Source organism: Burkholderia sp. AU27893, from assembly GCF_002223205.1.
Lineage (GTDB): Bacteria > Pseudomonadota > Gammaproteobacteria > Burkholderiales > Burkholderiaceae > Burkholderia.
This window is the reverse complement of sequence record NZ_NKFD01000001.1, coordinates 2458715-2481504: the sequence shown is the minus strand read 5'-3', so window position 1 is coordinate 2481504 and position 22790 is coordinate 2458715. Positions and strand designations below refer to the sequence as shown.

The 22790-nt window shown below is 66.9% G+C and carries 24 protein-coding genes; 11 read left to right on the top strand and 13 right to left on the bottom strand.

Annotated elements, in window-relative coordinates:
• Positions 1–74: 74 nt before the first annotated feature.
• The 5 genes from CFB47_RS11720 (at position 75) to guaA (ending at position 5772) form a co-directional block, all read left to right on the top strand.
• Entirely contained in the window at positions 75–839 is a 765-nt protein-coding gene (locus tag CFB47_RS11720) for a DUF899 domain-containing protein (RefSeq protein WP_089461226.1), read from the top strand.
• Positions 840–867: 28 nt separating this feature from the next.
• Positions 868–1674, top strand: coding sequence for a DUF2182 domain-containing protein (locus CFB47_RS11715; protein ID WP_089461225.1), 807 nt, complete (start codon positions 868–870; stop codon positions 1672–1674).
• 277 nt (positions 1675–1951) lie between these two features.
• On the top strand, positions 1952–3412 hold the full coding sequence (gene guaB, locus CFB47_RS11710) for an IMP dehydrogenase (RefSeq protein WP_011352433.1): 1461 nt from the start codon (positions 1952–1954) through the stop codon (positions 3410–3412).
• 6 nt (positions 3413–3418) lie between these two features.
• Positions 3419–4036, top strand: a complete 618-nt coding sequence (locus tag CFB47_RS11705) for a hypothetical protein (protein ID WP_089461224.1) — start codon at positions 3419–3421, stop codon at positions 4034–4036.
• 116 nt (positions 4037–4152) lie between these two features.
• Positions 4153–5772, top strand: coding sequence for a glutamine-hydrolyzing GMP synthase (guaA, locus tag CFB47_RS11700; protein ID WP_069248259.1), 1620 nt, complete (start codon positions 4153–4155; stop codon positions 5770–5772).
• A gap of 338 nt (positions 5773–6110) precedes the next feature.
• Here guaA and CFB47_RS11695 read toward each other — a convergent pair whose 3' ends face one another.
• The 4 genes from CFB47_RS11695 to CFB47_RS11680 all read right to left on the bottom strand — a co-directional run bounded on the left by CFB47_RS11695 (position 6111) and on the right by CFB47_RS11680 (position 9287).
• Complete coding sequence (locus CFB47_RS11695; protein WP_089461223.1) at positions 6111–6743, bottom strand: glutathione S-transferase family protein; 633 nt, start codon at positions 6741–6743, stop codon at positions 6111–6113.
• Positions 6744–6777: 34 nt separating this feature from the next.
• A complete protein-coding gene (locus CFB47_RS11690) occupies positions 6778–7524 on the bottom strand; it encodes an SDR family NAD(P)-dependent oxidoreductase (protein WP_089440344.1) in 747 nt (248 codons plus the stop codon).
• A gap of 32 nt (positions 7525–7556) precedes the next feature.
• A complete protein-coding gene (locus tag CFB47_RS11685) occupies positions 7557–8417 on the bottom strand; it encodes an alpha/beta fold hydrolase (protein WP_089461222.1) in 861 nt (286 codons plus the stop codon).
• Between the two features lie 120 nt (positions 8418–8537).
• The gene (locus CFB47_RS11680) at positions 8538–9287 is read right to left on the bottom strand and encodes an SDR family NAD(P)-dependent oxidoreductase (RefSeq protein ID WP_089461221.1); all 750 of its coding nucleotides are present in this window, start codon (positions 9285–9287) and stop codon (positions 8538–8540) included.
• Positions 9288–9448: 161 nt separating this feature from the next.
• On the opposite strand from CFB47_RS11680, the gene CFB47_RS11675 reads away from it, so the two are divergent.
• The gene (locus CFB47_RS11675) at positions 9449–10363 is read left to right on the top strand and encodes a LysR family transcriptional regulator (protein WP_089461418.1); all 915 of its coding nucleotides are present in this window, start codon (positions 9449–9451) and stop codon (positions 10361–10363) included.
• A 393-nt stretch (positions 10364–10756) separates the two neighbouring features.
• Here the strand turns inward: CFB47_RS11675 and CFB47_RS11670 are convergent, their stop codons facing one another.
• From CFB47_RS11670 to CFB47_RS11630, 9 genes are all read right to left on the bottom strand, one after another.
• Complete coding sequence (locus CFB47_RS11670) at positions 10757–11374, bottom strand: PolC-type DNA polymerase III (protein ID WP_089461220.1); 618 nt, start codon at positions 11372–11374, stop codon at positions 10757–10759.
• Positions 11375–11630: 256 nt separating this feature from the next.
• Positions 11631–12095 (bottom strand): acetyltransferase, encoded by a 465-nt coding sequence (locus tag CFB47_RS11665; protein ID WP_089461219.1) that lies wholly within the window; start codon positions 12093–12095, stop codon positions 11631–11633.
• A 116-nt stretch (positions 12096–12211) separates the two neighbouring features.
• Positions 12212–12703, bottom strand: a complete 492-nt coding sequence (locus tag CFB47_RS11660) for an NUDIX hydrolase (RefSeq protein ID WP_089461218.1) — start codon at positions 12701–12703, stop codon at positions 12212–12214.
• Between the two features lie 50 nt (positions 12704–12753).
• On the bottom strand, positions 12754–13638 hold the full coding sequence (locus tag CFB47_RS11655) for an NAD(P)-dependent oxidoreductase (protein ID WP_089461217.1): 885 nt from the start codon (positions 13636–13638) through the stop codon (positions 12754–12756).
• A 97-nt stretch (positions 13639–13735) separates the two neighbouring features.
• A complete protein-coding gene (locus tag CFB47_RS11650; RefSeq protein WP_089461216.1) occupies positions 13736–14023 on the bottom strand; it encodes a DUF971 domain-containing protein in 288 nt (95 codons plus the stop codon).
• On the bottom strand, positions 14020–15015 hold the full coding sequence (locus tag CFB47_RS11645; RefSeq protein WP_089461215.1) for a HEAT repeat domain-containing protein: 996 nt from the start codon (positions 15013–15015) through the stop codon (positions 14020–14022). Before CFB47_RS11645 ends, CFB47_RS11650 begins: the two co-directional genes overlap by 4 nt.
• Positions 15016–15046: 31 nt before the next feature.
• A complete protein-coding gene (locus CFB47_RS11640; protein WP_089456406.1) occupies positions 15047–15292 on the bottom strand; it encodes a ferredoxin family protein in 246 nt (81 codons plus the stop codon).
• A gap of 10 nt (positions 15293–15302) precedes the next feature.
• The gene (locus CFB47_RS11635) at positions 15303–17042 is read right to left on the bottom strand and encodes a fumarate reductase/succinate dehydrogenase flavoprotein subunit (protein WP_089461214.1); all 1740 of its coding nucleotides are present in this window, start codon (positions 17040–17042) and stop codon (positions 15303–15305) included.
• On the bottom strand, positions 17039–17809 hold the full coding sequence (locus CFB47_RS11630) for a GntR family transcriptional regulator (RefSeq protein ID WP_089461213.1): 771 nt from the start codon (positions 17807–17809) through the stop codon (positions 17039–17041). Before CFB47_RS11630 ends, CFB47_RS11635 begins: the two co-directional genes overlap by 4 nt.
• Before the next feature lie 324 nt (positions 17810–18133).
• Here CFB47_RS11630 and CFB47_RS11625 point away from each other — a divergent pair, with 324 nt between their 5' ends.
• The 5 genes from CFB47_RS11625 (at position 18134) to CFB47_RS11605 (ending at position 22692) form a co-directional block, all read left to right on the top strand.
• On the top strand, positions 18134–19354 hold the full coding sequence (locus tag CFB47_RS11625) for an MFS transporter (RefSeq protein WP_089461212.1): 1221 nt from the start codon (positions 18134–18136) through the stop codon (positions 19352–19354).
• A gap of 281 nt (positions 19355–19635) precedes the next feature.
• Positions 19636–20037: a DnaJ family domain-containing protein gene (locus CFB47_RS11620; protein WP_006478536.1), complete on the top strand. Its 402-nt coding sequence runs from the start codon at positions 19636–19638 to the stop codon at positions 20035–20037.
• Positions 20034–20630, top strand: a complete 597-nt coding sequence (gene tadA / locus CFB47_RS11615) for a tRNA adenosine(34) deaminase TadA (protein WP_089461211.1) — start codon at positions 20034–20036, stop codon at positions 20628–20630. Before CFB47_RS11620 ends, tadA begins: the two co-directional genes overlap by 4 nt.
• Positions 20631–20740: 110 nt before the next feature.
• A complete protein-coding gene (gene ldcA / locus CFB47_RS11610; protein ID WP_089461210.1) occupies positions 20741–21679 on the top strand; it encodes a muramoyltetrapeptide carboxypeptidase in 939 nt (312 codons plus the stop codon).
• A gap of 308 nt (positions 21680–21987) precedes the next feature.
• On the top strand, positions 21988–22692 hold the full coding sequence (locus tag CFB47_RS11605; protein WP_089456402.1) for a GntR family transcriptional regulator: 705 nt from the start codon (positions 21988–21990) through the stop codon (positions 22690–22692).
• Positions 22693–22790: the final 98 nt, after the last annotated feature.

Here is a 22790-nt window from a genome sequence, read left to right as displayed (position 1 = left end):
CCGCCCCTAATCTAGCACCACGCACACGGCACCGGACGCCGTGCCCGGATACCCATCGGAAGGAGGAACCCGCCATGACGACCCATCTCACCGGAACCCGCGACGAATGGCTGGCCGAACGCCGCGCGCTGCTCGACGCGGAAAAGGCGCTGACGCGGCAAAGCGACGAACTCGCGCGGCGACGCCAGGTGCTGCCCTGGGTGCGCGTCGACAAGACCTACCGGTTCGACACCGAAGACGGGCAGGCAACGCTCGATGACCTGTTTCTCGACCGCTCGCAATTGCTCGTCTATCACTTCATGTTCGGCCCCGACTACCAGGCCGGCTGCCCGTCGTGTTCGTCGATTGCCGACGGTTTCGACGGCTTCGCCGTGCACCTGGCGAACCACGACGTGACGCTCGCCGCCGTGTCGCGCGCGCCGCTCGCGAAGCTGCTCGCGTACCGCCAGCGCATGGGGTGGCACTTTCCGTGGGCGTCGTCGGTCGGCAGCGATTTCAACTTCGACTTCAACGTGTCGTTCACCGAAACGCAGCAGCGCGCGGGCGACGTCGAGTACAACTACGCACGGGCCGGCCACGCGATGGACATGGATCCGCCGCCGGCACCCGTCGTACAGTTCGCGGCGACGTGCGGCACCGACGCGCTTACGTATTCGCTCGACCGGCCGGGGATGAGCGCGTTCGTGCGCGAGGACGGCGCGGTTTATCACACGTATTCCACCTATGCGCGCGGCCTCGACGGGCTGTGGGGGATGTACCAGTGGCTCGATCGCGCGCCGCGCGGGCGCAACGAAACCGGCCCGTGGTGGCGCCGTCATGACGAGTACGCCCGTGGCTGAGCGCGCCGGCAACGGGTGGGGGCGGGCGATGACTCGGCCAGCGGCCGGCGCTGCGGGCCCCGATCCGCGGGCCTTCGCGGTGGCGCTCGCGGCCGTGTTCGCGGTTGCCGTTGTTGCGACCGTGGCGCAGCACGCGTCGATGGCCGCGATGGGCGGCGCACCGGTATCCGGCGGCTGGATGACGCAGGCGGTATGGCAGCGGCCGTGCGGATGGGGCGCCGGCCGCACGTTCGCGGCGTTCGCCGGCATGTGGGGCGCGATGACGGTGACGATGATGCTGCCCGTGCTGGCGCCGGTGCTGTGGCGATACCGGCAGGGCGCCGGTCCGTTGGCGGCGGCGCGTTCGTCCTGGCTCGTCGCGGTGGTGGGCGCCGGGTATTTCGCCGTTTGGATGGCAGTCGGCGCGCTCGTGTTTCCGGCCGGCGCCGTGCTGACGAGCGCAGCCGCACGGCTGCCGGTGCTCGGCCGTGCGATGCCGTTCGTGGCCGGCGCGGTCGTATTGGCCGCAGGCGTCCTGCAATTCTGCGGGTGGAAGACGCGCCGGCTGACGTGCTGCCGGCGTGCGGCGACCGGCGTGCATCCGCCGCACGCGGGGGCCGGTGCGGCATGGCGGCACGGGGTGCGAGCCGCCATCCGATGCGGGGCGTGTTGCGGGAACCTGATGGCGGTCGCGCTGGCGGCCGGCATGATGGATCTGCGCGTGATGGCGGTCGTGACGGTCGCGATCGCCGCCGAGCGCCTCGCGCCGGCCGGTGGGCGGGTAGCGCGGCTCGTCGGCTGCGTTGCGGTCGGCGGCGGCGTGGTGATGATCGTCCGCGCGGCCGGGCTGCCGTGAGGCGGGACGGCGGGCCCGTTCGGCCCGTTGCCGGGCCGCGCTTTACCGCCGCCGCTACCGCTGCGTGGCCCGTCCGCAACAGGCGGATGGGCCGTTTCGCGGCCGGCTGCGCGAATGGCTCGATGCGGCGGTGAAACGAAAGGCGATCGAAAACGAACCGAACGGCGATCCGAACGATTCGGCCCCCGAACGGCCGAAACCGGCTAAGCCGTTGTTCGTGTTGTGAAAATTCACGGCGCTTCGCGTATAATTCGCTTTTGCGCCCATAGGATTTGCCATGCGTCTGATCCAAAAAGCACTCACTTTCGATGACGTGCTCCTCGTTCCCGCCTTCTCCGACGTTCTCCCGCGCGACACCAGCCTCAAGACCAAGCTGACCCGCAACATCTCCCTGAACATGCCGCTCGTGTCCGCCGCGATGGACACGGTCACCGAAGGTCGCCTTGCGATCGCGATGGCCCAGCAGGGTGGCGTCGGTATCGTCCACAAGAACCTCACGCCGGCCGAACAGGCCCGCGAGGTCGCGAAGGTCAAGCGTTTCGAATCGGGCGTCGTCCGCGATCCGATCACGGTGCCGCCGCAAATGAAGGTGCGCGACGTGATCGCGCTGTCGCGCCAGCATGGCATCTCGGGCTTCCCGGTCGTCGAAGGCCCGCAGCTCGTCGGCATCGTCACGAACCGCGACCTGCGTTTCGAAACCCGCCTCGATGAGCCGGTCAAGTCGATCATGACGCCGCGCGAGCGTCTCGTCACGGTCAAGGAAGGCACGCCGCTCGCCGAAGCGAAGGCGCTGATGCACAGCCACCGCCTCGAGCGCGTGCTGGTCGTCAACGACGCGTTCGAACTGCGCGGCCTGATGACCGTCAAGGACATCACGAAGCAGACCGAGCACCCGGACGCGTGCAAGGACGAACACGGCAAGCTGCGCGCAGGCGCGGCGGTCGGCGTCGGTCCCGACAACGAAGAGCGTGTCGAGCTGCTGGTGCAGGCCGGCGTCGACGTGATCGTGGTCGATACCGCGCACGGCCACAGCAAGGGCGTGCTCGAGCGCGTTCGCTGGGTCAAGCAGAACTTCCCGCACGTCGAAGTGATCGGCGGCAACATCGCGACGGCCGCCGCCGCGAAGGCGCTCGTCGAATACGGCGCGGATGCGGTCAAGGTCGGTATCGGCCCGGGCTCGATCTGCACGACGCGGATCGTCGCCGGTGTCGGCGTGCCGCAGATCAGCGCGATCGCGAACGTCGCGGAAGCGCTGAAGGGTACGGGCGTGCCGTGCATCGCCGACGGCGGCGTGCGCTTCTCGGGCGACGTGTCGAAGGCCCTCGCGGCCGGCGCGAACGCGGTGATGATGGGCAGCATGTTCGCAGGCACCGAAGAGGCGCCGGGCGACGTGTTCCTGTACCAGGGCCGCCAGTACAAGTCGTATCGCGGCATGGGTTCGGTCGGTGCGATGAAGGACGGCGCGGCAGACCGCTACTTCCAGGACAACTCGGCGAACATCGACAAGCTCGTGCCGGAAGGCATCGAAGGCCGTGTCGCGTACAAGGGCTCGGTCAACGCGATCCTGTTCCAGCTGGTCGGCGGCGTGCGCGCGAGCATGGGCTACTGCGGCTGCAAGACGATCGACGAGCTGCACGACAAGGCTGAATTCGTCCAGATCACCGCGGCGGGCATGCGCGAGTCGCACGTGCACGACGTGCAGATCACGAAGGAAGCGCCGAACTACCACGTGGACTGATCGCCGATGAAACCGCTGCTGCGAGCCGTGCTGGTCATCGATGCCGTGCTGCTGCTGGCGTTCGGCGTGCTGTTCGTGCTGACGCCCTGGCAGTCGCTCTTCAACGCGCTGCAGCTTGCGAACGTCCAGCCGGCGATGCTCGGCCAGGCGTTCGGCATCGCGTTGCTCGGGCTCGCGTGGCTCGCGTTTCATGCAGCGTTCAACGGGGATCTCACGGCGCCGGTCGCGCGTTCGGTCGGCCATGTGTATTGGCTGACCGGCGCGCTGACGATCGTCTGGTCGATCGGCACCGGCAGCGGTCCCGCGCTCGCGGCCGCCGGCCGCGTGCTGTCGGCGGTGGCCGGCGTCGCGCTGATCGTGCTCGGCCTCGGCGGCGTGCGGCTCGCATCGGCTGTGCGCCGGCGCGAAAAAGAGCAGGCGCTGGAGCAGGCGCTCGAGGCGCGCGCGCCGGTGCAGCGTCCGGCCGAGCCGGCGACGGCACCCGCGTCGTCATCTGCGCCGCAGCGTGTCGAACCCGTCGTCAGCCGTCCCGCGGCGTCCGCTGCATCGTCGTCACCGGCCGCATCCGGCCCATCGTCGTCCGGCACCGTCGCACTCGACGAGCGCCCGCCGATGCAGGATTGACCGGCCATGCGTCGAGCGTGCTGCCTTCCGCCCGACGCCGCTGTCCATGCTATTGACGCAGCGCATGATGAAAATGATGCGCTGCTTTTCTTATTCTCTTCATCCCGTCCGCAGCCATGCACGACAAAATCCTGATTCTCGACTTCGGTTCGCAAGTCACCCAACTGATTGCGCGACGTGTGCGCGAAGCGCACGTCTACTGCGAAATCCATCCGAACGATGTGTCCGACGACTTCGTCCGCGAGTTCGCGCCGAAGGCGGTGATCCTGTCGGGCAGCCACGCGAGCACGTACGAAGACCATCAGCTGCGCGCGCCGCAGGCCGTGTGGGATCTCGGCGTGCCGGTGCTCGGCATCTGCTACGGCATGCAGACGATGGCCGTGCAGCTCGGCGGCAAGGTCGAATGGAGCGACCACCGCGAATTCGGTTACGCGGAAATGCGCGCACACGGACACACGCGCCTGCTCGACGGCATCGAGGACTTCAAGACGGACGAAGGCCACGGGATGCTGAAGGTCTGGATGAGCCACGGCGACAAGGTTGCCGAGCTGCCGCCGGGCTTCGCGCTGATGGCGTCGACGCCGAGCTGCCCGATCGCCGGCATGGCCGACGAGGCGCGCGGCTACTACGCGGTGCAGTTCCATCCGGAAGTCACGCACACGGTGAAGGGCCGCCAGATCATCGAACGCTTCGTGCTGCAGATCGCCGGTGCGAAGCCCGACTGGATCATGAGCAACCACATCGAGGAAGCCGTCGCGAAGATCCGCGAGCAGGTCGGTGACGAGGAAGTGATTCTCGGCCTGTCGGGCGGTGTCGATTCGAGCGTCGCCGCTGCGCTGATCCATCGCGCGATCGGCGACCAGCTCACCTGCGTGTTCGTCGACCACGGCCTGCTGCGCCTGAACGAAGGCAAGATGGTGCTCGACATGTTCGAGGGCCGCCTGCATGCGAAGGTCGTGCACGTCGACGCGTCCGACCAGTTCCTCGGCCACCTGGCCGGCGTGACCGATCCGGAAGCGAAGCGCAAGATCATCGGTCGCGAGTTCGTCGAGGTATTCCAGGCCGAGGCGAAGAAGCTGTCGAAGGCGAAGTGGCTCGCGCAGGGCACGATCTACCCGGACGTGGTGGAATCGGGCGGCACGAAGACGAAGAAGGCGACGACGATCAAGAGCCACCACAACGTCGGCGGCCTGCCGGAAACGCTCGGCCTGAAGCTGCTCGAACCGCTGCGCGACCTGTTCAAGGACGAAGTGCGCGAGCTGGGTGTTGCGCTCGGCCTGCCGCCGGAAATGGTGTACCGCCATCCGTTCCCAGGCCCGGGCCTCGGCGTGCGGATTCTCGGCGAAGTGAAGCGCGAGTTCGCGGACCTGCTGCGCCGCGCGGACGCGATCTTCATCGAGGAACTGCGCAACACGACCGCGACCGCGCAGGATGCGGCCGCCGGCCTGTGCGGCGAAGCCGATGTCGGCAAGAGCTGGTACGACCTGACGAGCCAGGCGTTCGCGGTGTTCCTGCCGGTCAAGTCGGTGGGCGTGATGGGCGATGGCCGCACGTACGACTACGTGACGTCGTTGCGCGCGGTGCAGACGACCGACTTCATGACCGCACACTGGGCGCACCTGCCGTACGCGCTGCTCGGCCGCGCGTCGAACCGGATCATCAACGAGGTGCGCGGGATCAACCGGGTGGTGTACGACATCTCGGGCAAGCCGCCGGCGACGATCGAGTGGGAGTGAATTGACGTCCTTCGATGATTATCGCCAGCCATCGAAAAACTGCCGTAACGATTTGACTTTCAAATCAATACGTCGCGGAGTCTATCGGTGGCTATCGTCGGCCTGCAAAACAAGTTGACGGCAGAGTTGGCGGTAAAAGTCGAGGCCGGATCAAGACATTCTCGTTCACTATTCAGACTTTTACCGTCCTTGACGGTAAAAGTCTTCCCGGGGAAGCTAGTTTTACGCGGCTTTCCGGGCATCCACAGTTCTCCCGATCCCTGACGGTAAAACCGACGGTAACGCCGTCAAAAAATTGGACGCGGTGAACGCTTCGCAATATGCGAAACGGACTGCGTTCAAGCGGTTGCGCTGTCGCGAAGCGAGACGGCGTCGTACCAGCGTCGCAGCGCACGGAATTCTTCCGGAATCGACAAGTCGATCGCCTTGGCGGCGAAATCCACCGTGACGAGCAGCGTGATGTCCGCTACCGAGAAGTTCTCGCCAGCGGCGAAGGGCGACTCGGCCAACCGCGCGTTCATGTCCGCGAACAGATTTTTCACGCGCCGCGTGCTGCGCTCGACCAGTGCAGGGATCTGCTCGTAGTCGTGCGGTCCCGCGATCGCCCGGCCCTTCAGGCCGGGCGCCTTGTTACGAATCGCTTCCATCACTGACGCGAAACCTTCCTGCTCGATGCGGCGATCCCACATCGAGACCACGGCCTGCTCCGCGGGCGTCGTGCTGAAGAGCGAGGGCGTCGGGTACACCTCATCGAGGTAGCGGCTGATGACGGGCACTTCGCCGAGTGCCGTCCCATCGTCCAGCACCAGCGTGGGCACGACGCGGCGCGGATTGATGGCGCGGTAGGCGTCGCCGTGTTGTTCGCCCTTGCCCAGGTCGATCGGGACCAGGGTGGGAGTGAGGCCCTTCTCGGCGAGCAGGATGCGCACGCGACGGGAATTGGGCGACGACGTGGAGTGATAGAGCTTCATTTGAATTTCCTTGAGAGATTGAATGGGTGTGGGCTCAGAGCTTGGAGCCGCCATCCACGCGCAACGTGTCACCGGTGATCCAGCGCGCCTGGTCCGAGGCCAGGAACGCGACGACGCTGGCGATGTCCTCGGGTTGGGCCACGCGTTGCAAGGCCTGCATGCCGAGGGTTGCCTCGCGCCCCGCGTCCGTCTTGGTGAAACTCGACATCTCGGTTTCCACCACGCCCGGTGCCACCGCGTTGACGCGGATGCCACGCGAGCCGAGAGCCGCGGCCCAGTGCTTCACCAGCGTATCGATCGCACCCTTGGTGGCCGAGTAGGCAGAGAGCGTGCCGACCGAGGCGTGTGCCGCCAGCGACGACAGCAGGACGATGCTGCTTCCTTTGCACAGAGCAGGCAGTAGTTGCTGCACGAGAAAAAATGGTGCGCGCACGTTGACGGCGAAGAGCGCGTCGAAGTCCTCGACCGTCGTCTCCTCGATCGACGCGGCCTTGGCGATGCCCGCATTGGCCACCAGGACATCCAGCCGTCCGCCGATGATGGTGCGAACGCGTTCGGCGAGCTGGTGCGGACCGTCCGGCGAACGCAGGTCGGTGGCGATCGTCTCGGCTTTGCCGCCGGCCCGGCGGATTTCGTCGACCACGGCGGTCGCCTCCGTCTCGCCGCTGCCGTAGTGAACCAGGACCTGAGCTCCGGCCGCGGCCAGCGTCAAGGCGGTGGCGCGGCCGATGCCGCGCGAAGCACCGGTGACGAGCGCGGTCTTGCCCGTGAGTGAGTTCATGACGTCCGTCTCCAAAGAGGTTGCGAGGTCGCTCAAGCGCGGGCCATGCCGGCCGGGCCTTCGTTCAGGAACTGAACGGCGTGCGCGACGAAGCGCTCCGGGTACTGATAAATCGAGCCGTGGCCGGCGTCCGGATAGAGCACCAGTTGGGCGTTCGGCAGGTGCTGCTGCAGCGTGACGGAGTGCGCAGTCGGGATGATCGCGTCGTTGCTGCCCTGGACGATCAGCGTGGGCTGCCGGATCGACTTCAGGTAGGCCAGCGCATTCTCGTCCGGCGCGATCCATTTGCCGATGGCGGCGCCTTGGGCGGCAACGGTTTGCGCGCTCACTTCCGGGTCGCGATCCTGGCGGCGCCACTTGCGTTGAAGGAAGGCGATGCCGGCTTTCTGGCTGGCCTCGGACGGCGCGAAGTGCACCGACAGCCAGAGATGTTCAGGCGGCTCGTAGCGGCCCGCGAAGATCTCGGCCGAGCGGCTGGCCGTCATGTCGTTGCCGCGATGGCCGGTGCCGACGAGGATGAGCTTGCGCACGAGATCCCCGCCTTGAAGTGCGATCTCCTGCGCGACGAAACCGCCAATCGAGATGCCCAGCACATCGACCTGGTCGAGGCCGAGCGCGCGGATGAAGGCAATGGCGTTGGCGCCCATTTCCGGGAAGCTTGCCGGCGTCTCGCCGGACGAGCTGGACACGCCGGCGTTGTTGAACAGGATCACCTCGCGCGTCTCTGCGAAGCCGTCGGTCACGGCCGGATCCCAATAGTCCATCGTTCCGGTGTAGTGCTGGTTGAAAACGATTGGCACGCCGCTTGACTTACCGAATCGGCGATAGGCGAAGCGGATGCCATTGGCCTCGATGTACTGGGTCGGGGCGGTGTGATGAGTGAAGGTGTGCATGGTCGTATTCCCTATGAGGCTGACGGATCCTTGAGCGGGCAAGGTGCTGCCCCGCCTCGGTGAAAAGCCGGGCGTTGCCTGGGTGACGGACAGGGCCGCGCCGTCTCGGCGCGGCCCTGATCAGCCGGCTGTCTTGCCGCCATCGACGGTGACGATCTGGCCGGTCACGAACGCTGCGGCGTCCGAAGCCAGGAAGCGCACGGCCGCTGCAATCTCGGCCGGCTTGCCGACGCGGCCCAGCGGCACGCGTGAAGCGAGCGCAGCCTTGTTCTCCGGCGTGGCGGTGAAGCGGTCCAGCATGCCGGTGTCGGTCGGACCGGGAGCCACGGCGTTGACGCGAACGCCCGCGGCCGCCACTTCCAGCGCTGCGGACTTGGTCATGCCCTCGACGGCATGCTTGCTGCCGGCGTACACCGACGCGTAGGCCGCGCCTTCATGGCCGTAAGTCGAAGAGATGTTGATGATGCTGCCGCTGCCCTGGGCAGTCATCACGCGCAGTTCGTGCTTCATGCTCAGCAGCGTGCCGAGCACGTTGGTGTCGAAGGTGGCGGCGTAGCTGTCGGCGGTCTGGTTCACGATCAGGCCGGGCTGGCCTTCGGTGCCGGCGTTGTTGACGGCCACGTCCAGGCGGCCGAAGTGAGCCACGGTCTGGTCCACCAGATCCTGAACCTCCTGGTCATGCCGGACATCGGCCTGGATGAAGTGGGCCTCGGCGCCCAACTGACGGAGTTCGGACTCGAGTGCCTGGCCTTCCGCCGACCGGCGGCCGGAGATGACGAGACGGGCGCCGCTGTCTGCGAACGCCAAGGCGGTGGCGCGACCGATGCCGGTCAGCGCGCCGGTGATGAGAATGACGGGGTGGTGGCTCATGATATGCTCCTTGAGGTATGACGGTTGACGTACGGGCGAGGGGTTGCTGTCGTTCCGAATCTGCTTTCCCCGCCGCCATGAGTGAGAATTTAGGGGCCTCCCCTCAAAAACAAAAAGACTTTGTAAGCGGGTGGGGATGCCTAAAAAGCATGGGAGCAAGCATGGAGCTGAGACATCTGCGCTACTTCATCGCCGTGGCGGAGACGGGCAGTCTGACGGTGGCCGCCGAGCGGCGGCTGCATACCTCCCAGCCTTCGCTGAGCCGGCAGATCCGCGACCTGGAGGATCAGGTCGGCGTGGATCTGCTCAGCCGCAGCACGCGCGGCGTCGAACTGACGCCGGCGGGGAAAGCCTTCATCGATCACGCGCGACTGGCCCTGAGTCAGGTCGATGCGGCGATCGAGGCCGCGCGCCGGGCGGCGCAGCCGAGCAAGCAGCGTTTTGCACTGGGCTTCCTGACCGGACAGGAGATGACCTGGTTGCCGAAGGCGCTGAACTTGCTGCGCGACGAGTTGCCGAGCATCGACGTCACGGTCTCCAGCGATTACTCACCGGACCTGGCGGATGCATTGGCACGTGGCCGGCTGGACCTGGCCTTCCTGCGCGCCGAGCCGGGCTTCGATCTGGACTACACGACGGTTGGGCAAGAGCCGCTGGTCGTGCTGATGCCGAGCGATCACACCTTGGCCTCGCAAGAGAGCATCCGACCGCAACAACTCGTGGGACAGCCCTTCGTGGCCATGGCCAACAAGGCGCGCGTGCTGCGTTCCGTGGTGGACACGTACCTGCAGCGCGAAGGTGTGACGCTTACGCCCACCCAGGGCGTGGACAACCCAGCGATGGTGATGTCGCTCGTGGCGTCGACGCGCGGGCTGACGTTGATTCCCGACTACGTCGAGAACCTGCTGCCGTGGTCCGTGGTGAGCCGCCCGTTGGCGGGAGACGTGCCGACAATCGACCTCGTTGTCGGTCACAGCCGTTCCAACACCTCTCCAATCCTCAAGCTGTTCCTGTCCCGGTTGAGCGAACTGGTGCCAGCGGCCGCCAAACAAGCCATGCAGCCGAGAGTGTCGTAAGGACGGAGGCTTGCCATGTTCGGCGCAGAACCTGTGGTGCTGCCTCAATTTTTTTGCAATACCGTGCCGAGCCCACGCCCCGCGCACGGGTTGGAGAAATCGGTTGGGCGCACACCCTGCTCATCATGTCGCGCTGCAAGCGCGCGCAGGCGCGTCTGGACGACGAGAGCCTGTCCATCTGCATCACCATGTGCAAGGAGAGGCCTTGCATGACACGAACACATCGCAGCTCAGTCAGTCAGCGGCGTGGGCGGCCACAAGACGGCCGTCCTGCCGTTGCCTTGTATCTGGAATCAACCGGAAGACTGCTGCGACAAGAAAACGGCCTGGCAGGTTGCCAAGCCGTTTTTCATCAATGGATCGCGCGAGTCGGAAGCATCGCGACCCGGATGCTCACGCGTGTGCGCCCACGAGCGAACGCAGGTACGTCGGCACTTTCGCCTTGGCCGTTGCCTGCACACGGGCCATGAGCGCGTGATCGATGCGATTCAGTCCGTACGTCCGCGCAATGTCCTGCTGCAGCCGGCACCACAGGTGCCCGGCCATCTCGGCATCGACCATCGCCCGGTGTGCGCGGCCCGATTTCGGCAGCCGCAGCATATCCACCAGGCTCGACAGGCGGTGACTCCGGGCATCCGGATAGATACGTCTTGCCACGAGCATCGTGCACGCAAAGGCATGCTCGGCCGACACGCCAAGCAGCCCGAGTTCCGACTGCCAGAACCGTTTGTCGAACCCGGCGTTGTGGGCGACGACCGCATGCTTGCCGACGAACGCCGCGGCTTCCTTCATGACCTTCGACGCCGGCGGCGCCGCTGCGATCATCTCGTTCGTGATGCCGGTCAGCGCGACGACATCGGACGGTATGCGTCTGCCTGCATTCATCAGGCTCTGGAAACGGTCGACGATTTCACCGTCCCGGAGCAGGATGACGGCGATTTCGGTCGCACGGTCGCCCATGTTCGGCGAAAGTCCGGTTGTTTCGAAGTCCAGTACCGCAACGGTTTGCATGGTCGAATCCTGTTGCTTCACGCGATGTCGTTTAGAGTGGCCGAGAGGTTAGCATCTCCGGGCCCGCGACAGGCTCGTTCAGTCCGGGAAACGATCATCCGTGCAAGGGTCGAGCGCGTGGTACCGGTGCGTCGTGCATGACGCGTCACGTGGCCGCATGCGGCATGCGTGGAGCGGACCTGGTATCAGGTCGCCGCGTTCGCGTGCCCGGAGCGCATGACGTGGAGGGCGGCGTGCTATCCCGCGCCGGCCACCGTTATGCGTGCTGCGGCGAGGACGACGGTTTCGCGCGATAGCGCAGGTGGATCAACGGATAGGCGCGCCCCTGCCCATCGAGCGCCGATCGCCCGATGCGCTCGAAGCCGAGCCGTTCATAGAATCCCGCTGCCGATTCGTTCTGCTCGTTGACGTCGGTCGACAGGTCGGGGTGACGCTTGAGCGCGTCTTCCACGAGCAGGCGCCCGACACCCGCGCCGTGGTGAGCGGGATCGACGAACAGTGCTTCCATGTGACTGCCGTCGAGCAACATGAAGCCGATTGCGCGGTCGGCTTCGTCGACGGCGAGATCGAGCGGCGCACCGGGCAGGAACGCGACGACTTCGGATTCGATCGCACGACGGTCGTCGTTGCTGAGGAAGTGGTGCGTGGCGTCGACCGCGTTGCGCCAGATATCCAGCACGCGTGCGCCGTCGGCCGGAGTCGACTTGCGAATTCTGATCATGGGTTGGCCCATCTTTGATTTGTAATTGGAGGTTCGTCGGCGCGTAGCCGGCACCGTCATGGTTCCGATCGGGCCGCGCGCAAGCGCTGCGAGAAAGACAGCGGTGCTTCACGCATTCAAGTATTGGCCGGACGCTGCGCATGACCAAGTGCCGCCGCACGCTCGATCGCGCGTCGCGCGACATCACGAACCCCTGCGCTCATCGGCAAGTCATCGCGATCGAGTTCGGCGAGATCGAACCAGCGCGCGTCGAGTGCATCGTCGCCGGCGGCAGGCGCGCCGCGCAGCCATCGGCACAGCACCGCGACCATCACGAAATGCTGGCGCACGTCGCCGCCGGCATCATAGTCGAACGCATCCAGCGCGGTAAAGGTGTCGAGCGCCTCGACGTCGACGGTCGTCTCTTCGGCGATCTCGCGCACGACCGCGTGCGCAATCGATTCACCCGCTTCGATCTTGCCGCCGGGAAAGCCCCAGCAGCCCGCATCGGGCGGATTGGCGCGACGCACCAGCAGCACGTCGCGCTCCCGCAGGACGATGCCGATCACGGCAGGAACCGGGCGGACGGAAGCGGGGACGCTGGTCGGGGAGCGGGTTGAGTCGGACATCGGATGCTACGTGCGGGTGCGTTCGAGTGGTTGGGGCGGCCGGCGACGATTCATTGCGCGCCGTCGGTGCGCTGCTCGATCGCGCGGATCACGGCGACCATGTCGTCCGCGCCATGCCCGGCCCGCTCGGTCTCGCCGTACAGCGCATGGCAGATGTCGAGCAGTGGCGACGCGACGCCGATGCCGCGCGCGGATTCGGCGACGAGGCGCGCATTCTTCAGCACGTCGGTGATCGCGGCCTGCACCGAGAAGTCGGCGGCGACGAGTTTGCCTAGCTTCACGCGCGACACGTCACTCGCCATCGGGCCCGCATTCAGCACGTCGGCGAAGCGGGCGAGATCGATGCCGTGGCGTTGCGCGAAATGCGTGGCTTCGGTCAGGCCGGTGACCATCGTGATCAGGAACAGGTTTACGGCGAGCTTCATCGTCAGCGCCGACGGTACGTCGCCGCACACGAAGCTGTCTCGGCACAGCGGCTTCACGAGCGCACGGACGGCGTCGACGTCGTCCGGTGCGCCGGCGAGCATCACCACGAGTTGCCCGGCTTCGGCCGGCTTGCGCGACCCCGACACCGGTGCTTCGACGTAACGGCCCGACGCGGCGGCGATGTCGTCGGCCAGTGCACGCGAATACTCGGGTGCGTTCGTGCCCATGTTCACGATGGTGTGCCCGCCGACGCGGGCGGCGAAACCGGGCGTGCCGCGCGCGAGGGCGCCGTCGATCGCCGCGTCGTTCGCGAGCATCAGGATTACGGTGCGGCAGGCCGTGAACACGTCGTCGATGTGCTCGGCCACACGTGCACCGGCGTCGCGCAGCGCATCGTCGCTGCCGTGCGACCGGCTCCATACGACGAGCGGCGTGCCGGCCCGCGCAAGATTGAGCGCCATCGGCGTGCCCATCACGCCGAGGCCGATGAATCCGACTGCGGTTTGCATGTTCTGGCTCCCACGGTGGGTGGAGACGATCGTGGGCGTCAGTATCGCAGCGTTTCCGCACGCCTGCTATTTCGTCCGCGCAGCCGCGGGCGCTACGTCACGGCCGCGCTGTCATGCCCGCCAGATACGGCCACGGATAGATGCCGCGCGCATGACCGTCGCCGAACACCATGCGGATGCCGTAGCCGGCCGTTTCCAGGCTGTCCAGCGTCAGGTCGGGCCGTGCATCGACACGACCGCCGTCGTGCCGGATCCTTCGGCATTCCGCACACGGGCAATCACCGCGCAACCGTGCATAGCTGACGCGTTGCGTGTGACCGTCCGGCCAGCGGAGGGTCAACGTGCGCGCCGGATGATCGAGCACGATTTCGGTCGGGGAGATCATCGCGACGCCTCGTCGATCTGCCGGATCGCGATCCGCACGGCCTTGCGCACTTCCGGATCGTGGTCCTCCAGCGCGTGGGTCAGCGCGGGCAACGTCGCGCGGTCGCGCAATTCACCGAGCGCAAGCGCCGCTTCCTTGCGCAGGTTGCTGATCGCGTGAGAAAGCAGCGCGACGACGGCCGGCGCCGCGGCCGCATCGCGCAGTTGCCCGAGCGCACGCGCGGCGCGCAGGCGCACCTGCCAGTAGTCGTCGTCGAGCGCGGCGACGAGCGGTTCGCGCGCGGTCGCGACGCGCAGCTTGCCGAGCGTCGTGGCCGCTTCCTCGCGCACTTGCCATTCGCGGTCGCGCAGCGCGGCGAACAGCGCGTGGATGACGGTCGCGTCGTCGGGTGTCGCGAACCCGATCGCGCCGACCGCGATGCGTCGCACGTCCGCTGCGGCATCGGTTGTCGCGATGCCTGCAAGCGGTGGCAGCGCACGCGGATCCTTGAGCCAACCGAGCACCGCCACGGCTTCGGCGCGCACCTCGGCGTGTTCGGCATCGAGCGCGCGCAGCGCGGGCGCGAACGCGCCGGGGTCGCGCAACTCGCGCAATCCGCGCAGCACGGCACGGCGCACGAACGGCTCGGGCCGTTCGGTCCATCGGCACAGCACGGCGCCCGATGCCGCGTCCTTCAGTTCGGACAGGCTCTGCGCGGCGGCGGCGCGCACGTCGTCGTCCGGATCGAGCAATGCGCCGCACAGCGCATCGACGACGTCGGGTTGCTCCCATGCGCCGAGCACACGGGCAGCTTCGCCGCGCACGTCGGCCGACGGATCGTCGCGCAGCGCGACGACGAACGCGGGCACGAACCCCGGGTCCTCGAGGTCGGCGAGTTCGAACAGGGCGACGCGACGTACGGCGGCATCGGGCGCGGCGAGGCGGGCGACGAGTGCGGCTTCGTCGGAGGCATGTGCGCGGGGCAACGCGGCAGCGAAGGGGGAGTCGGTCATGGGCGACGGGAGAAAGCGTTGAAGGACACGGTCAGCGCAGCAGGTAAGGGATGTCGACCTTGACCGCGCCAGTCGGGCAATCGCGTTCGCACGGCATGCAGTACCAGCATTCGTCGAACTGCATGTAGGCCTTGCCCTTGGTCACGTCGATCGCGAGCAGGTCGAGCGGGCACACGTCGACGCAGACGGTGCAGCCCTTGTCGGCGATGCAGAGGTTCTCGTCGATCGTCACGGGTGCGCTGCTGCGCTGGAAGATGTCGTGCGGCGTATGGGACATGGCAGGTTCCTCAGAGGGCGGCCGCGAGCGCGGCCGGTTCGCGGATGCGCAGATTCGTGTAGGCGCCGCGTTCGTCGTCGGCAAGCGGCACGACGTACGGTTCGACCGGCCGCTTCTCGCTGCGCATCGCGCCCGCGGCGTCCTTGCGCAGCCAGGGGTGGCAGAACCATTCGGCGTCGTTGCGATGCGGAAAGTCGACGCGGTGGTGGTACAGCCCCCAGCGGCTCTCGGTACGGAACAGCGACGCGCGCGCGGCCATTTCCGCGCAGTCGCGGATCGCACGGACTTCGGCGGCGCGCATCAGTTCGTGCGGATGGTTCGCTTTTATCTCTTCGATATCCTCAGTAATGGCGTCAATGCGTTGCAGCCCGATTTCCATCTTGCGCGTCACCTTCGGCGGTTGCAGATAGTCGTTCACCATGCGGCGCAGCTTGTATTCGACCTGCGCCGGCGCCAGGCCGCGCTCGCGCAGCAGCGGGGCAAGCACACGGGTGCGTTCGGCGGCGACCTGTTCGTCGTCCACCGGCGCATGCGCGCGGCCGGCCACGTAGTCGGCCGCGTTCTGCCCGGCAAACCAGCCATACGTGAATGCACCGAGCATGTAGTTGTGCGGGACGGCCGCCATGTCGCCGGCCGCGTAGAGCCCGGGCACGGTCGTCTCCGCGCGGGCGTTCACGTACACGCCGGATGCACTGTGCCCGCTGCAGAAACCGATCTCGGAGATGTGCATCTCGACCATCTGGCTGCGGTAGTCGGTGCCGCGCCCGGCATGAAAGCGGCCGCGGCTCGGCCGTTCGTTCGTGTGCAGGATCTGCTCGATGGTCTGGATCGTTTCTTCCGCGAGATGGTCGAGCTTCAGGAACACGGGGCCGTTGCCGCTTTGCAGTTCCTGGTAGAACTCCCACATCATCTGGCCGCTCCAGTAATCGCATTCGATGAAGCGTTCGCCCTTGCCGTTCGCGGTGAAGCCGCCGAGCGGGCCGGTGACGTACGCGCACGCGGGGCCGTTGTAGTCCTTGATCAGCGGATTGATCTGGAAGCATTCGAGATTCGCGAGCGCGGCACCGGCGTGATACGCCATCGCGTAGCCGTCGCCCGCGTTGGTCGGGTTCTCGTAGGTGCCCATCAGGTAGCCCGAGGCCGGCAGGCCGAGGCGACCGGCCGCGCCGCAGCAGAGAATCACGGCCTTCGCGCGGATCACGTGGAATTCGGCGGTGCGGCAGTCGAAGCCGAGCACGCCGCTTGCGCGGCCCTGCGCGTCGGTCAGCACGCGCGTCGCGACGATCCGGTTCGTGATCGCGATGCGCGCGCGCTTCAGCTGCCGGTACAGCACCTTCTTGATGTCGTGTCCCTCCGGCATCGGCAGCACGTACGAGCCCATGTGATGGACCTTCTTCACCGCGTAGTCGCCGGTGCCGTCCTTCTCGAACTTCACGCCCCAGCGGTCGAGCTGCTCGATCGTTTCGAAGCTGTGCGTCGCATACGCGTACACGGCCTCCTGGTCGACGATGCCGTCGTTGGCGATCGTGATCTCGCGCGTGTACTGCTCGGGCGTCGCATGCCCGGGGATCACGGCGTTGTTCAGGCCGTCCATTCCCATCGAGATCGCGCCGCTGCGCTTCACGTTGGCCTTTTCGAGCAACAGCACGCGCAGGGACGGGTCGCGCTCCTTCGCCTTGATCGCCGCCATCGGGCCGGCCGTGCCGCCGCCCACCACGACGATGTCGTATTCGAGCACATGGGTAGTCATTGCTGTTTCCTTGCAGGTTTGCGCGGTTTCTGCCGGTCGATGCGCAGCCGGTACTGGAAGGCGTCGCCGCGGAAGTAGAGGTATTCGAAGTCGATCGGTGCGCCCGACGCGTCATGCGTGAGGCGCTCGATGCGCAGCACGGGGCTGCTTTCCTCGACGTGCAGCGCGTCGACGATCTCGTCGTCGGCGAGGATCGCGTCGATCGACACGTCGGCATGGCCAAGCGGGATGCCGCAGTCGTTTTCCAGGACCAGGAAAATGTCGCGCGTCGCGAGGTCGGCGCCCGCGAGGCGCTTGCCGAGGGCTTCCGGTACCCACGTCTGTTCGAGCGACACGGGCTCGCGATTGAGCAGCCGCACGCGATGAATCTCGACGAGCGGCGCGCCCTCGGGCACGTTCAGCTTCGTCGCGAGATGGCGGTCGGCCTTGACGGTGCGGAAGCTGCGCACCTGGTTGACGATCTCGTAGCCCATCGACGACATCGCCTCGGCGAAGCCCTGCAGCGACGTCACGTTCTGGAACGCCTTCGGCTTCGACACGAAGGTGCCCTTGCCGTGCAGCTTGAACAGCAGTCCTTCCTTCTGGAGATCGCCGAGCGCCTGGCGCACCGTGATGCGGCTGACGTCGAACATCGCGCAGAGTTCGTGCTCGGACGGCATCCGGCTGTGCGGCGCATAGGTGCCGTCGAGAATGCGCGCGCGCAGCGTGTCCTTGATCTGCACGTAGAGGGGAGCCGCCGACAGCGGCACGACGTTGGGGGAGGTCATCGGTCAACTTGTTATGACAAGATCGCTCGAGTGTAGTCAGCCGGATCGTGCGGCCCAACCAACTATTTCTGATTTCGACTTTCCGATTCCGGAAAAGCGCGGCGGCAGGGGGCAGACCGAACGGACCATCCGCCATGTGGTGTCGGCTCGCTTCGCCCGTTACGGGCGCAACGGATCGGCGGACAATCAAAAAATTCGCCGGCGTGTGTGCCGCGCATGTCGATTTCCCGATGTGTCGCCCGTCGTATCCATGTCGACCGGGCCTCGCGCGAAGCAGGTGGCGCCCGGTTCCCGAGGATCGCCATCACGACAAGGAGGCACCCCATGCCGGATTCCCGATACCGCTGGGTCATCGTCGCCGCGGGCGGCCTGATGGGCTGCATCGCGATCGGCGCGATGTTTTCGCTGCCGGTATTCCTGCGCGCGATCGCGCGCGACACGGGCTGGTCGGTGACCGGCATTTCCGGCGCGATGACGCTCGGCTTCATCGCGATGGCCTTCGCGAGCATCGCGTGGGGCAGCCTGTCGGACCGCATCGGCACGCGCCCGGTCGTCATCACGGGCGCCGTCCTGCTGTCGGCAAGCCTGGCGCTGGCGAGCCGCGCGCCGTCGCTGCTCGCGTTCCAGCTCACGTTCGGCCTCGCCGTCGGCGGCGCGACGGCTGCGATATTCGCGCCGATGATGGCGTGCGTGACCGGCTGGTTCGACACGCACCGCAGCCTCGCGGTGTCGCTCGTGTCGGCCGGCATGGGGATGGCGCCGATGACGATGGCCCCGCTGGCCGCGTGGCTCGTGTCGGTGCGCGACTGGCGCACGTCGATGCTGCTGATTGCGGTGCTGGCGGCCGTCGTGATGATTCCGGTGTCGTTGCTGGTGCGCCGGGCGCCCGCGCTCGACGGCGTGCGGGCGGCTTCAGCGGTGCCGGCGCCCGCCGGCGAGCCGGCGGCGATGTCGGTCGCGGCCGCGCTGCGTTCGCCGCAGTTCGTCGTGCTGCTGCTGACCAACTTCTTTTGCTGCGCGACGCATTCGGGCCCGATCTTCCATACGGTCAGCTACGCGGTGACGTGCGGGATCCCGCTGATCGCCGCGGTGTCGATCTACAGCGTCGAAGGGCTCGCCGGCATGGGCGGCCGGATCGCGTTCGGGATCCTGGGCGACCGCCTCGGCGCGAAGCGCATGCTGGTGGCCGGGCTGCTTGCGCAGGCGCTGGGGGCGCTCGGGTACTACTTCGTGCGCACGCTCGACGGGTTCTACGCGGTCGCGATCGTGTTCGGCTTCATCTACGCGGGCGTGATGCCGCTGTATGCGGTGCTGGCGCGCGAGAACTTCCCGCTGCAGATGATGGGCACGGTGATCGGCGGCTGCGCGATGGCCGGCAGCCTCGGGATGGCCGCGGGGCCGGTCGCGGGCGGCCTGATCGTCGATACGTTCGGCAGCTATGGCTGGCTGTATCTCGGCTCGTTTGCGATCGGTCTCGGCGCGTTCCTGATCGCGACGATGTTCCGTCCGTTCGCGAACGCGCGGCGGGAAGCGGCGGCTGCCTGAACCGGGAAAACGGGAAACAGGGCCGCGTCGTTTTTCCGGGGCGGCGCGGTTCCGTTGGCGTCGTCCCACACCAAAACGGAGCCCGACACGCGGCGCGATGACCGGTGTCCAGATGGCCCACAGCCCGCTGCAGCGCAGCAGAGCGGCAAATGAGACCGATCGGCGCGCATGCCCCGCGATTCGGCCCCTAAAAAGCACAATATCGAGCATATATTCGAAGGGCCTGTCATACCCGCGTCACCCTGCTAGAATTCGGCCTGCCGCATTGTTCCGATTGACTGATGAGATTGCTTGACGCCCTGGTCGAACAACGTATTGCCGCCGCCGCCGCGCGGGGCGAGTTCGACGATTTGCCGGGTACCGGCGCGCCACAGGCGCTGGATGACGACCTGCTCGTGCCCGAGGAGGTGCGGGTGGCCAACCGTATCCTGAAGAATGCGGGCTTCGTGCCGCCGGCCGTCGAGCAATTGCGCGCGCTGCGCAACCTGCATGACGAAGTGCAGGCGGTCAGCGATCGCGCCGCGCGGTGCCGGTTGCAGGCGAAGATCCTCGCACTCGACATGGCGCTCGAATCGCTGCGCGGCGGCCCGATGGTGATGCCGCGCGACTACTGCCGGCGCATCGCGGAGCGCCTGTGCGAGCGCGGGCTTGACGAAGCGTCCGCCGAAGCGGGGCCGATGTGACGTCCGACGCGCTGCACGACGCAGCCCGGTCGACAGTCGCCCCGGCGGCCGAACCTGCCGCCGAATCTCCCGTTCCAGAAGCCGCGCCCGTATCGGCGCGCGACCTGCATTTCATGCGTCTCGCCCAGGCTGCCGCCGAAGAGGCGCGCGCGGCCGGCGAAGTGCCGGTCGGCGCGGTGCTCGTGCGTGGCGACGAAGTGATCGCACGCGGCTTCAACCATCCGATCAGCGGGCACGACCCGTCGGCCCATGCGGAAATGGCCGCGCTGCGCATGGCCGCACAGCATCTGCAGAATTACCGGATGCCCGGCTGCGAGCTGTACGTGACGCTAGAGCCGTGCCTGATGTGCGCGGGCGCGATCATGCATGCGCGCATCGCGCGGGTCGTCTACGGTGCCGCCGATCCGAAGACGGGCGCGTGCGGCAGCGTGATCGACGCATTCGCGAATCCGCAACTGAACCACCATACCGAAGTGACCGGCGGCGTGCTCGCCGACGAGTGCGGCGCCGCGCTGAAGTCGTTCTTCGCCGAGCGCCGTCGCGCACTGCGCGAAGCACGGCTCGCCCGCGACGCCGACTCCGGCGCGTCATAGGCGCGCTCGGCGCGCCCATCGCTCGACGCGAGCCGGGCGTGCACGGTTCCGTGAACCGGAGACGGTTCGGTCCCTCTAAGGGGTTTGACGACCCGACACCTTTCTTCGCCATGTCCTTCCAGCCTGCCGCGTCCTACACCATCCGCCTGCTTGCGCCGTCCGGCTATCCGCACGATCCGGACGCGATCAATCGCGCGCTCGAACGCCTCAGCGCCGCGCAGCATCGCATCGAGAACATCGAAGCGACGCAGCGGCGCTTCCAGCGGTTCGGCGGCACCGACGGCGAGCGGGCAGGCGACCTGAACCGTCTTGCCGATCCCGAGCGGCCGCTGCCGGACATCGCGCTCGCGGTGCGCGGCGGCTATGGCGCGGCGCGCATCCTGCACGGGCTCGATTATCGCGGGCTCGAACGCCGGCTGCGCGACCAGCCGGTCGCGCTCGTTGGCCACAGCGATTTCACGGCGCTCCAGCTCGCGCTGTACGCGAAGGCGCGCATCAAGACGTTCGGCGGCCCGATGCTGTCCGCCGACTTCGGCGCGGAAACGCCGAGCGACTTCACGATGCAGCACTTCTGGCAGACGCTGACGCAGCCGAGCACGACGATCATCGCCGAAGCACCGCAGGTGCAGACCGTGAACGTGACGGGCACGCTGTGGGGCGGCAACCTCGCGATCCTCACGTCGCTCGTCGGCACGCCGTACATGCCCGACATCGAAGGCGGCATCCTGTTCATCGAGGACGTCAACGAGCAGCCGTTCCGGATCGAACGGATGATCTATCAATTGCACCTGTCGGGGCTGCTCGCGCGCCAGCAGGCGCTCGTGCTCGGCCAGTTCACCGGTGCACGACCATTCGAGTACGACAACGGCTACGACATGCAGGCGATGATCGACCAGGTGCGCGCGGTGATCGGGATTCCGGTCGTGACGGGGCTTCAGTTCGGCCACGTGCCCGACCTGCTGACGCTGCCGTTCGGCGCGCAGGCGCAACTGGTCGCGAATGCGCACGGTTTCCGGCTCACCGTGTCGGACTATCCGCACCTCGGTTGAGGCGGGCGCAGCCGGTCGAAAGGCGGGGGTTCCCGCCTTTTTCTTTATGTAAGCGCGCAACTAACGGTCAAATATTTTCGTCGACATCAGCACGCTCGTCGCCGGATCTTGCACCAGTTTTGTCAACAAAATGACCGGGCGGGTATACGACGAGAAGCATGTCTGTCATACGTCTTGGCCTTGCTGTGCATGGATTCGACGCATCGTGCACCGAACCGGGTCGCGGCGATGCACGCCGATTGTGCGCAATGCCGGAAAAGAATTGTTGACAATCTTTATGTCCGCCCTAGGATGAGGATCATCACACGATGCCGATCATGAACGAGCCCGAATCCCACCTGTCCGGTGCAGCCAGTCCCGAAGCGATCGCCGAGCGGATCCGCACGGCGATCCTCGAGCATCGGCTCGCGCCGGGCGCGAAGCTGACGGAAGCGCAGCTCTGCGAGGTGTTCAACGTGAAGCGCGGGGCGATCCGCCAGGCGCTCGCGCAGCTCGCGACCGACAAGCTGGTCGATCTGGAGCCGAACCGCGGCGCGTTCGTCGCGAGCCCGACGCTGCAGGACGTGCACGAGGTGTTCGAGATGCGCCGGATCATCGAGCTCGCCGTGGTCGAGCGGCTCGCGACCGGGCCCGGCGCCAAGCGGCTGAAGGGTGTCGCCGCGCTGATCGAGAAGGAACGCAAGGCGTTCCAGCGGCAGGACTTCGCGGCCTGGATTCGCCTGTCGGGCGAATTCCATACGGCGCTCGCGACGCTGATGGGCAATGCGACGCTCAGCGCGTGCCTCGAAGGGCTCGTCGCACGCTCGACGCTGATGTCGGCGCTGTACGAGTCGCACGGGCGCAGCCCGTGCTCGTGCGACGACCACGACGAGATTCTCGGTGCGCTGGAGGCCGGCGATCCGAAGCGGGCGGTGACGCTGATGGCGCACCACCTGCAGCATGTCGAACTGAAGATGCTGGACCGGCCCGCGCAAGGGCAGGTCGATTTGCGCGAAGTGTTCGGCGGCGCCTGAGCGGCGACGCGAACCCGGCCACGCGCCACAAGAACGAGCGAAATGCAGGCCCGCGGCATTTGCCGCGGGCCGCTGGTCCGACTCCGGGCGTCGATCCG

Bases quoted from the DNA above. Each gene is read 5' to 3' on its own strand.
- CFB47_RS11720 (WP_089461226.1), top strand. From the start codon at position 75: ATGACGACCCATCTCACCGGAACCCGCGACGAATGGCTGGCCGAACGC.
- CFB47_RS11715 (WP_089461225.1), top strand. From the start codon at position 868: ATGACTCGGCCAGCGGCCGGCGCTGCGGGCCCCGATCCGCGGGCCTTC.
- guaB (WP_011352433.1), top strand. From the start codon at position 1,952: ATGCGTCTGATCCAAAAAGCACTCACTTTCGATGACGTGCTCCTCGTT.
- CFB47_RS11705 (WP_089461224.1), top strand. From the start codon at position 3,419: ATGAAACCGCTGCTGCGAGCCGTGCTGGTCATCGATGCCGTGCTGCTG.
- guaA (WP_069248259.1), top strand. From the start codon at position 4,153: ATGCACGACAAAATCCTGATTCTCGACTTCGGTTCGCAAGTCACCCAA.
- CFB47_RS11695 (WP_089461223.1), bottom strand. From the start codon at position 6,743: ATGAAGCTCTATCACTCCACGTCGTCGCCCAATTCCCGTCGCGTGCGC.
- CFB47_RS11690 (WP_089440344.1), bottom strand. From the start codon at position 7,524: ATGAACTCACTCACGGGCAAGACCGCGCTCGTCACCGGTGCTTCGCGC.
- CFB47_RS11685 (WP_089461222.1), bottom strand. From the start codon at position 8,417: ATGCACACCTTCACTCATCACACCGCCCCGACCCAGTACATCGAGGCC.
- CFB47_RS11680 (WP_089461221.1), bottom strand. From the start codon at position 9,287: ATGAGCCACCACCCCGTCATTCTCATCACCGGCGCGCTGACCGGCATC.
- CFB47_RS11675 (WP_089461418.1), top strand. From the start codon at position 9,449: ATGGAGCTGAGACATCTGCGCTACTTCATCGCCGTGGCGGAGACGGGC.
- CFB47_RS11670 (WP_089461220.1), bottom strand. From the start codon at position 11,374: ATGCAAACCGTTGCGGTACTGGACTTCGAAACAACCGGACTTTCGCCG.
- CFB47_RS11665 (WP_089461219.1), bottom strand. From the start codon at position 12,095: ATGATCAGAATTCGCAAGTCGACTCCGGCCGACGGCGCACGCGTGCTG.
- CFB47_RS11660 (WP_089461218.1), bottom strand. From the start codon at position 12,703: ATGTCCGACTCAACCCGCTCCCCGACCAGCGTCCCCGCTTCCGTCCGC.
- CFB47_RS11655 (WP_089461217.1), bottom strand. From the start codon at position 13,638: ATGCAAACCGCAGTCGGATTCATCGGCCTCGGCGTGATGGGCACGCCG.
- CFB47_RS11650 (WP_089461216.1), bottom strand. From the start codon at position 14,023: ATGATCTCCCCGACCGAAATCGTGCTCGATCATCCGGCGCGCACGTTG.
- CFB47_RS11645 (WP_089461215.1), bottom strand. From the start codon at position 15,015: ATGACCGACTCCCCCTTCGCTGCCGCGTTGCCCCGCGCACATGCCTCC.
- CFB47_RS11640 (WP_089456406.1), bottom strand. From the start codon at position 15,292: ATGTCCCATACGCCGCACGACATCTTCCAGCGCAGCAGCGCACCCGTG.
- CFB47_RS11635 (WP_089461214.1), bottom strand. From the start codon at position 17,042: ATGACTACCCATGTGCTCGAATACGACATCGTCGTGGTGGGCGGCGGC.
- CFB47_RS11630 (WP_089461213.1), bottom strand. From the start codon at position 17,809: ATGACCTCCCCCAACGTCGTGCCGCTGTCGGCGGCTCCCCTCTACGTG.
- CFB47_RS11625 (WP_089461212.1), top strand. From the start codon at position 18,134: ATGCCGGATTCCCGATACCGCTGGGTCATCGTCGCCGCGGGCGGCCTG.
- CFB47_RS11620 (WP_006478536.1), top strand. From the start codon at position 19,636: ATGAGATTGCTTGACGCCCTGGTCGAACAACGTATTGCCGCCGCCGCC.
- ldcA (WP_089461210.1), top strand. From the start codon at position 20,741: ATGTCCTTCCAGCCTGCCGCGTCCTACACCATCCGCCTGCTTGCGCCG.
- CFB47_RS11605 (WP_089456402.1), top strand. From the start codon at position 21,988: ATGCCGATCATGAACGAGCCCGAATCCCACCTGTCCGGTGCAGCCAGT.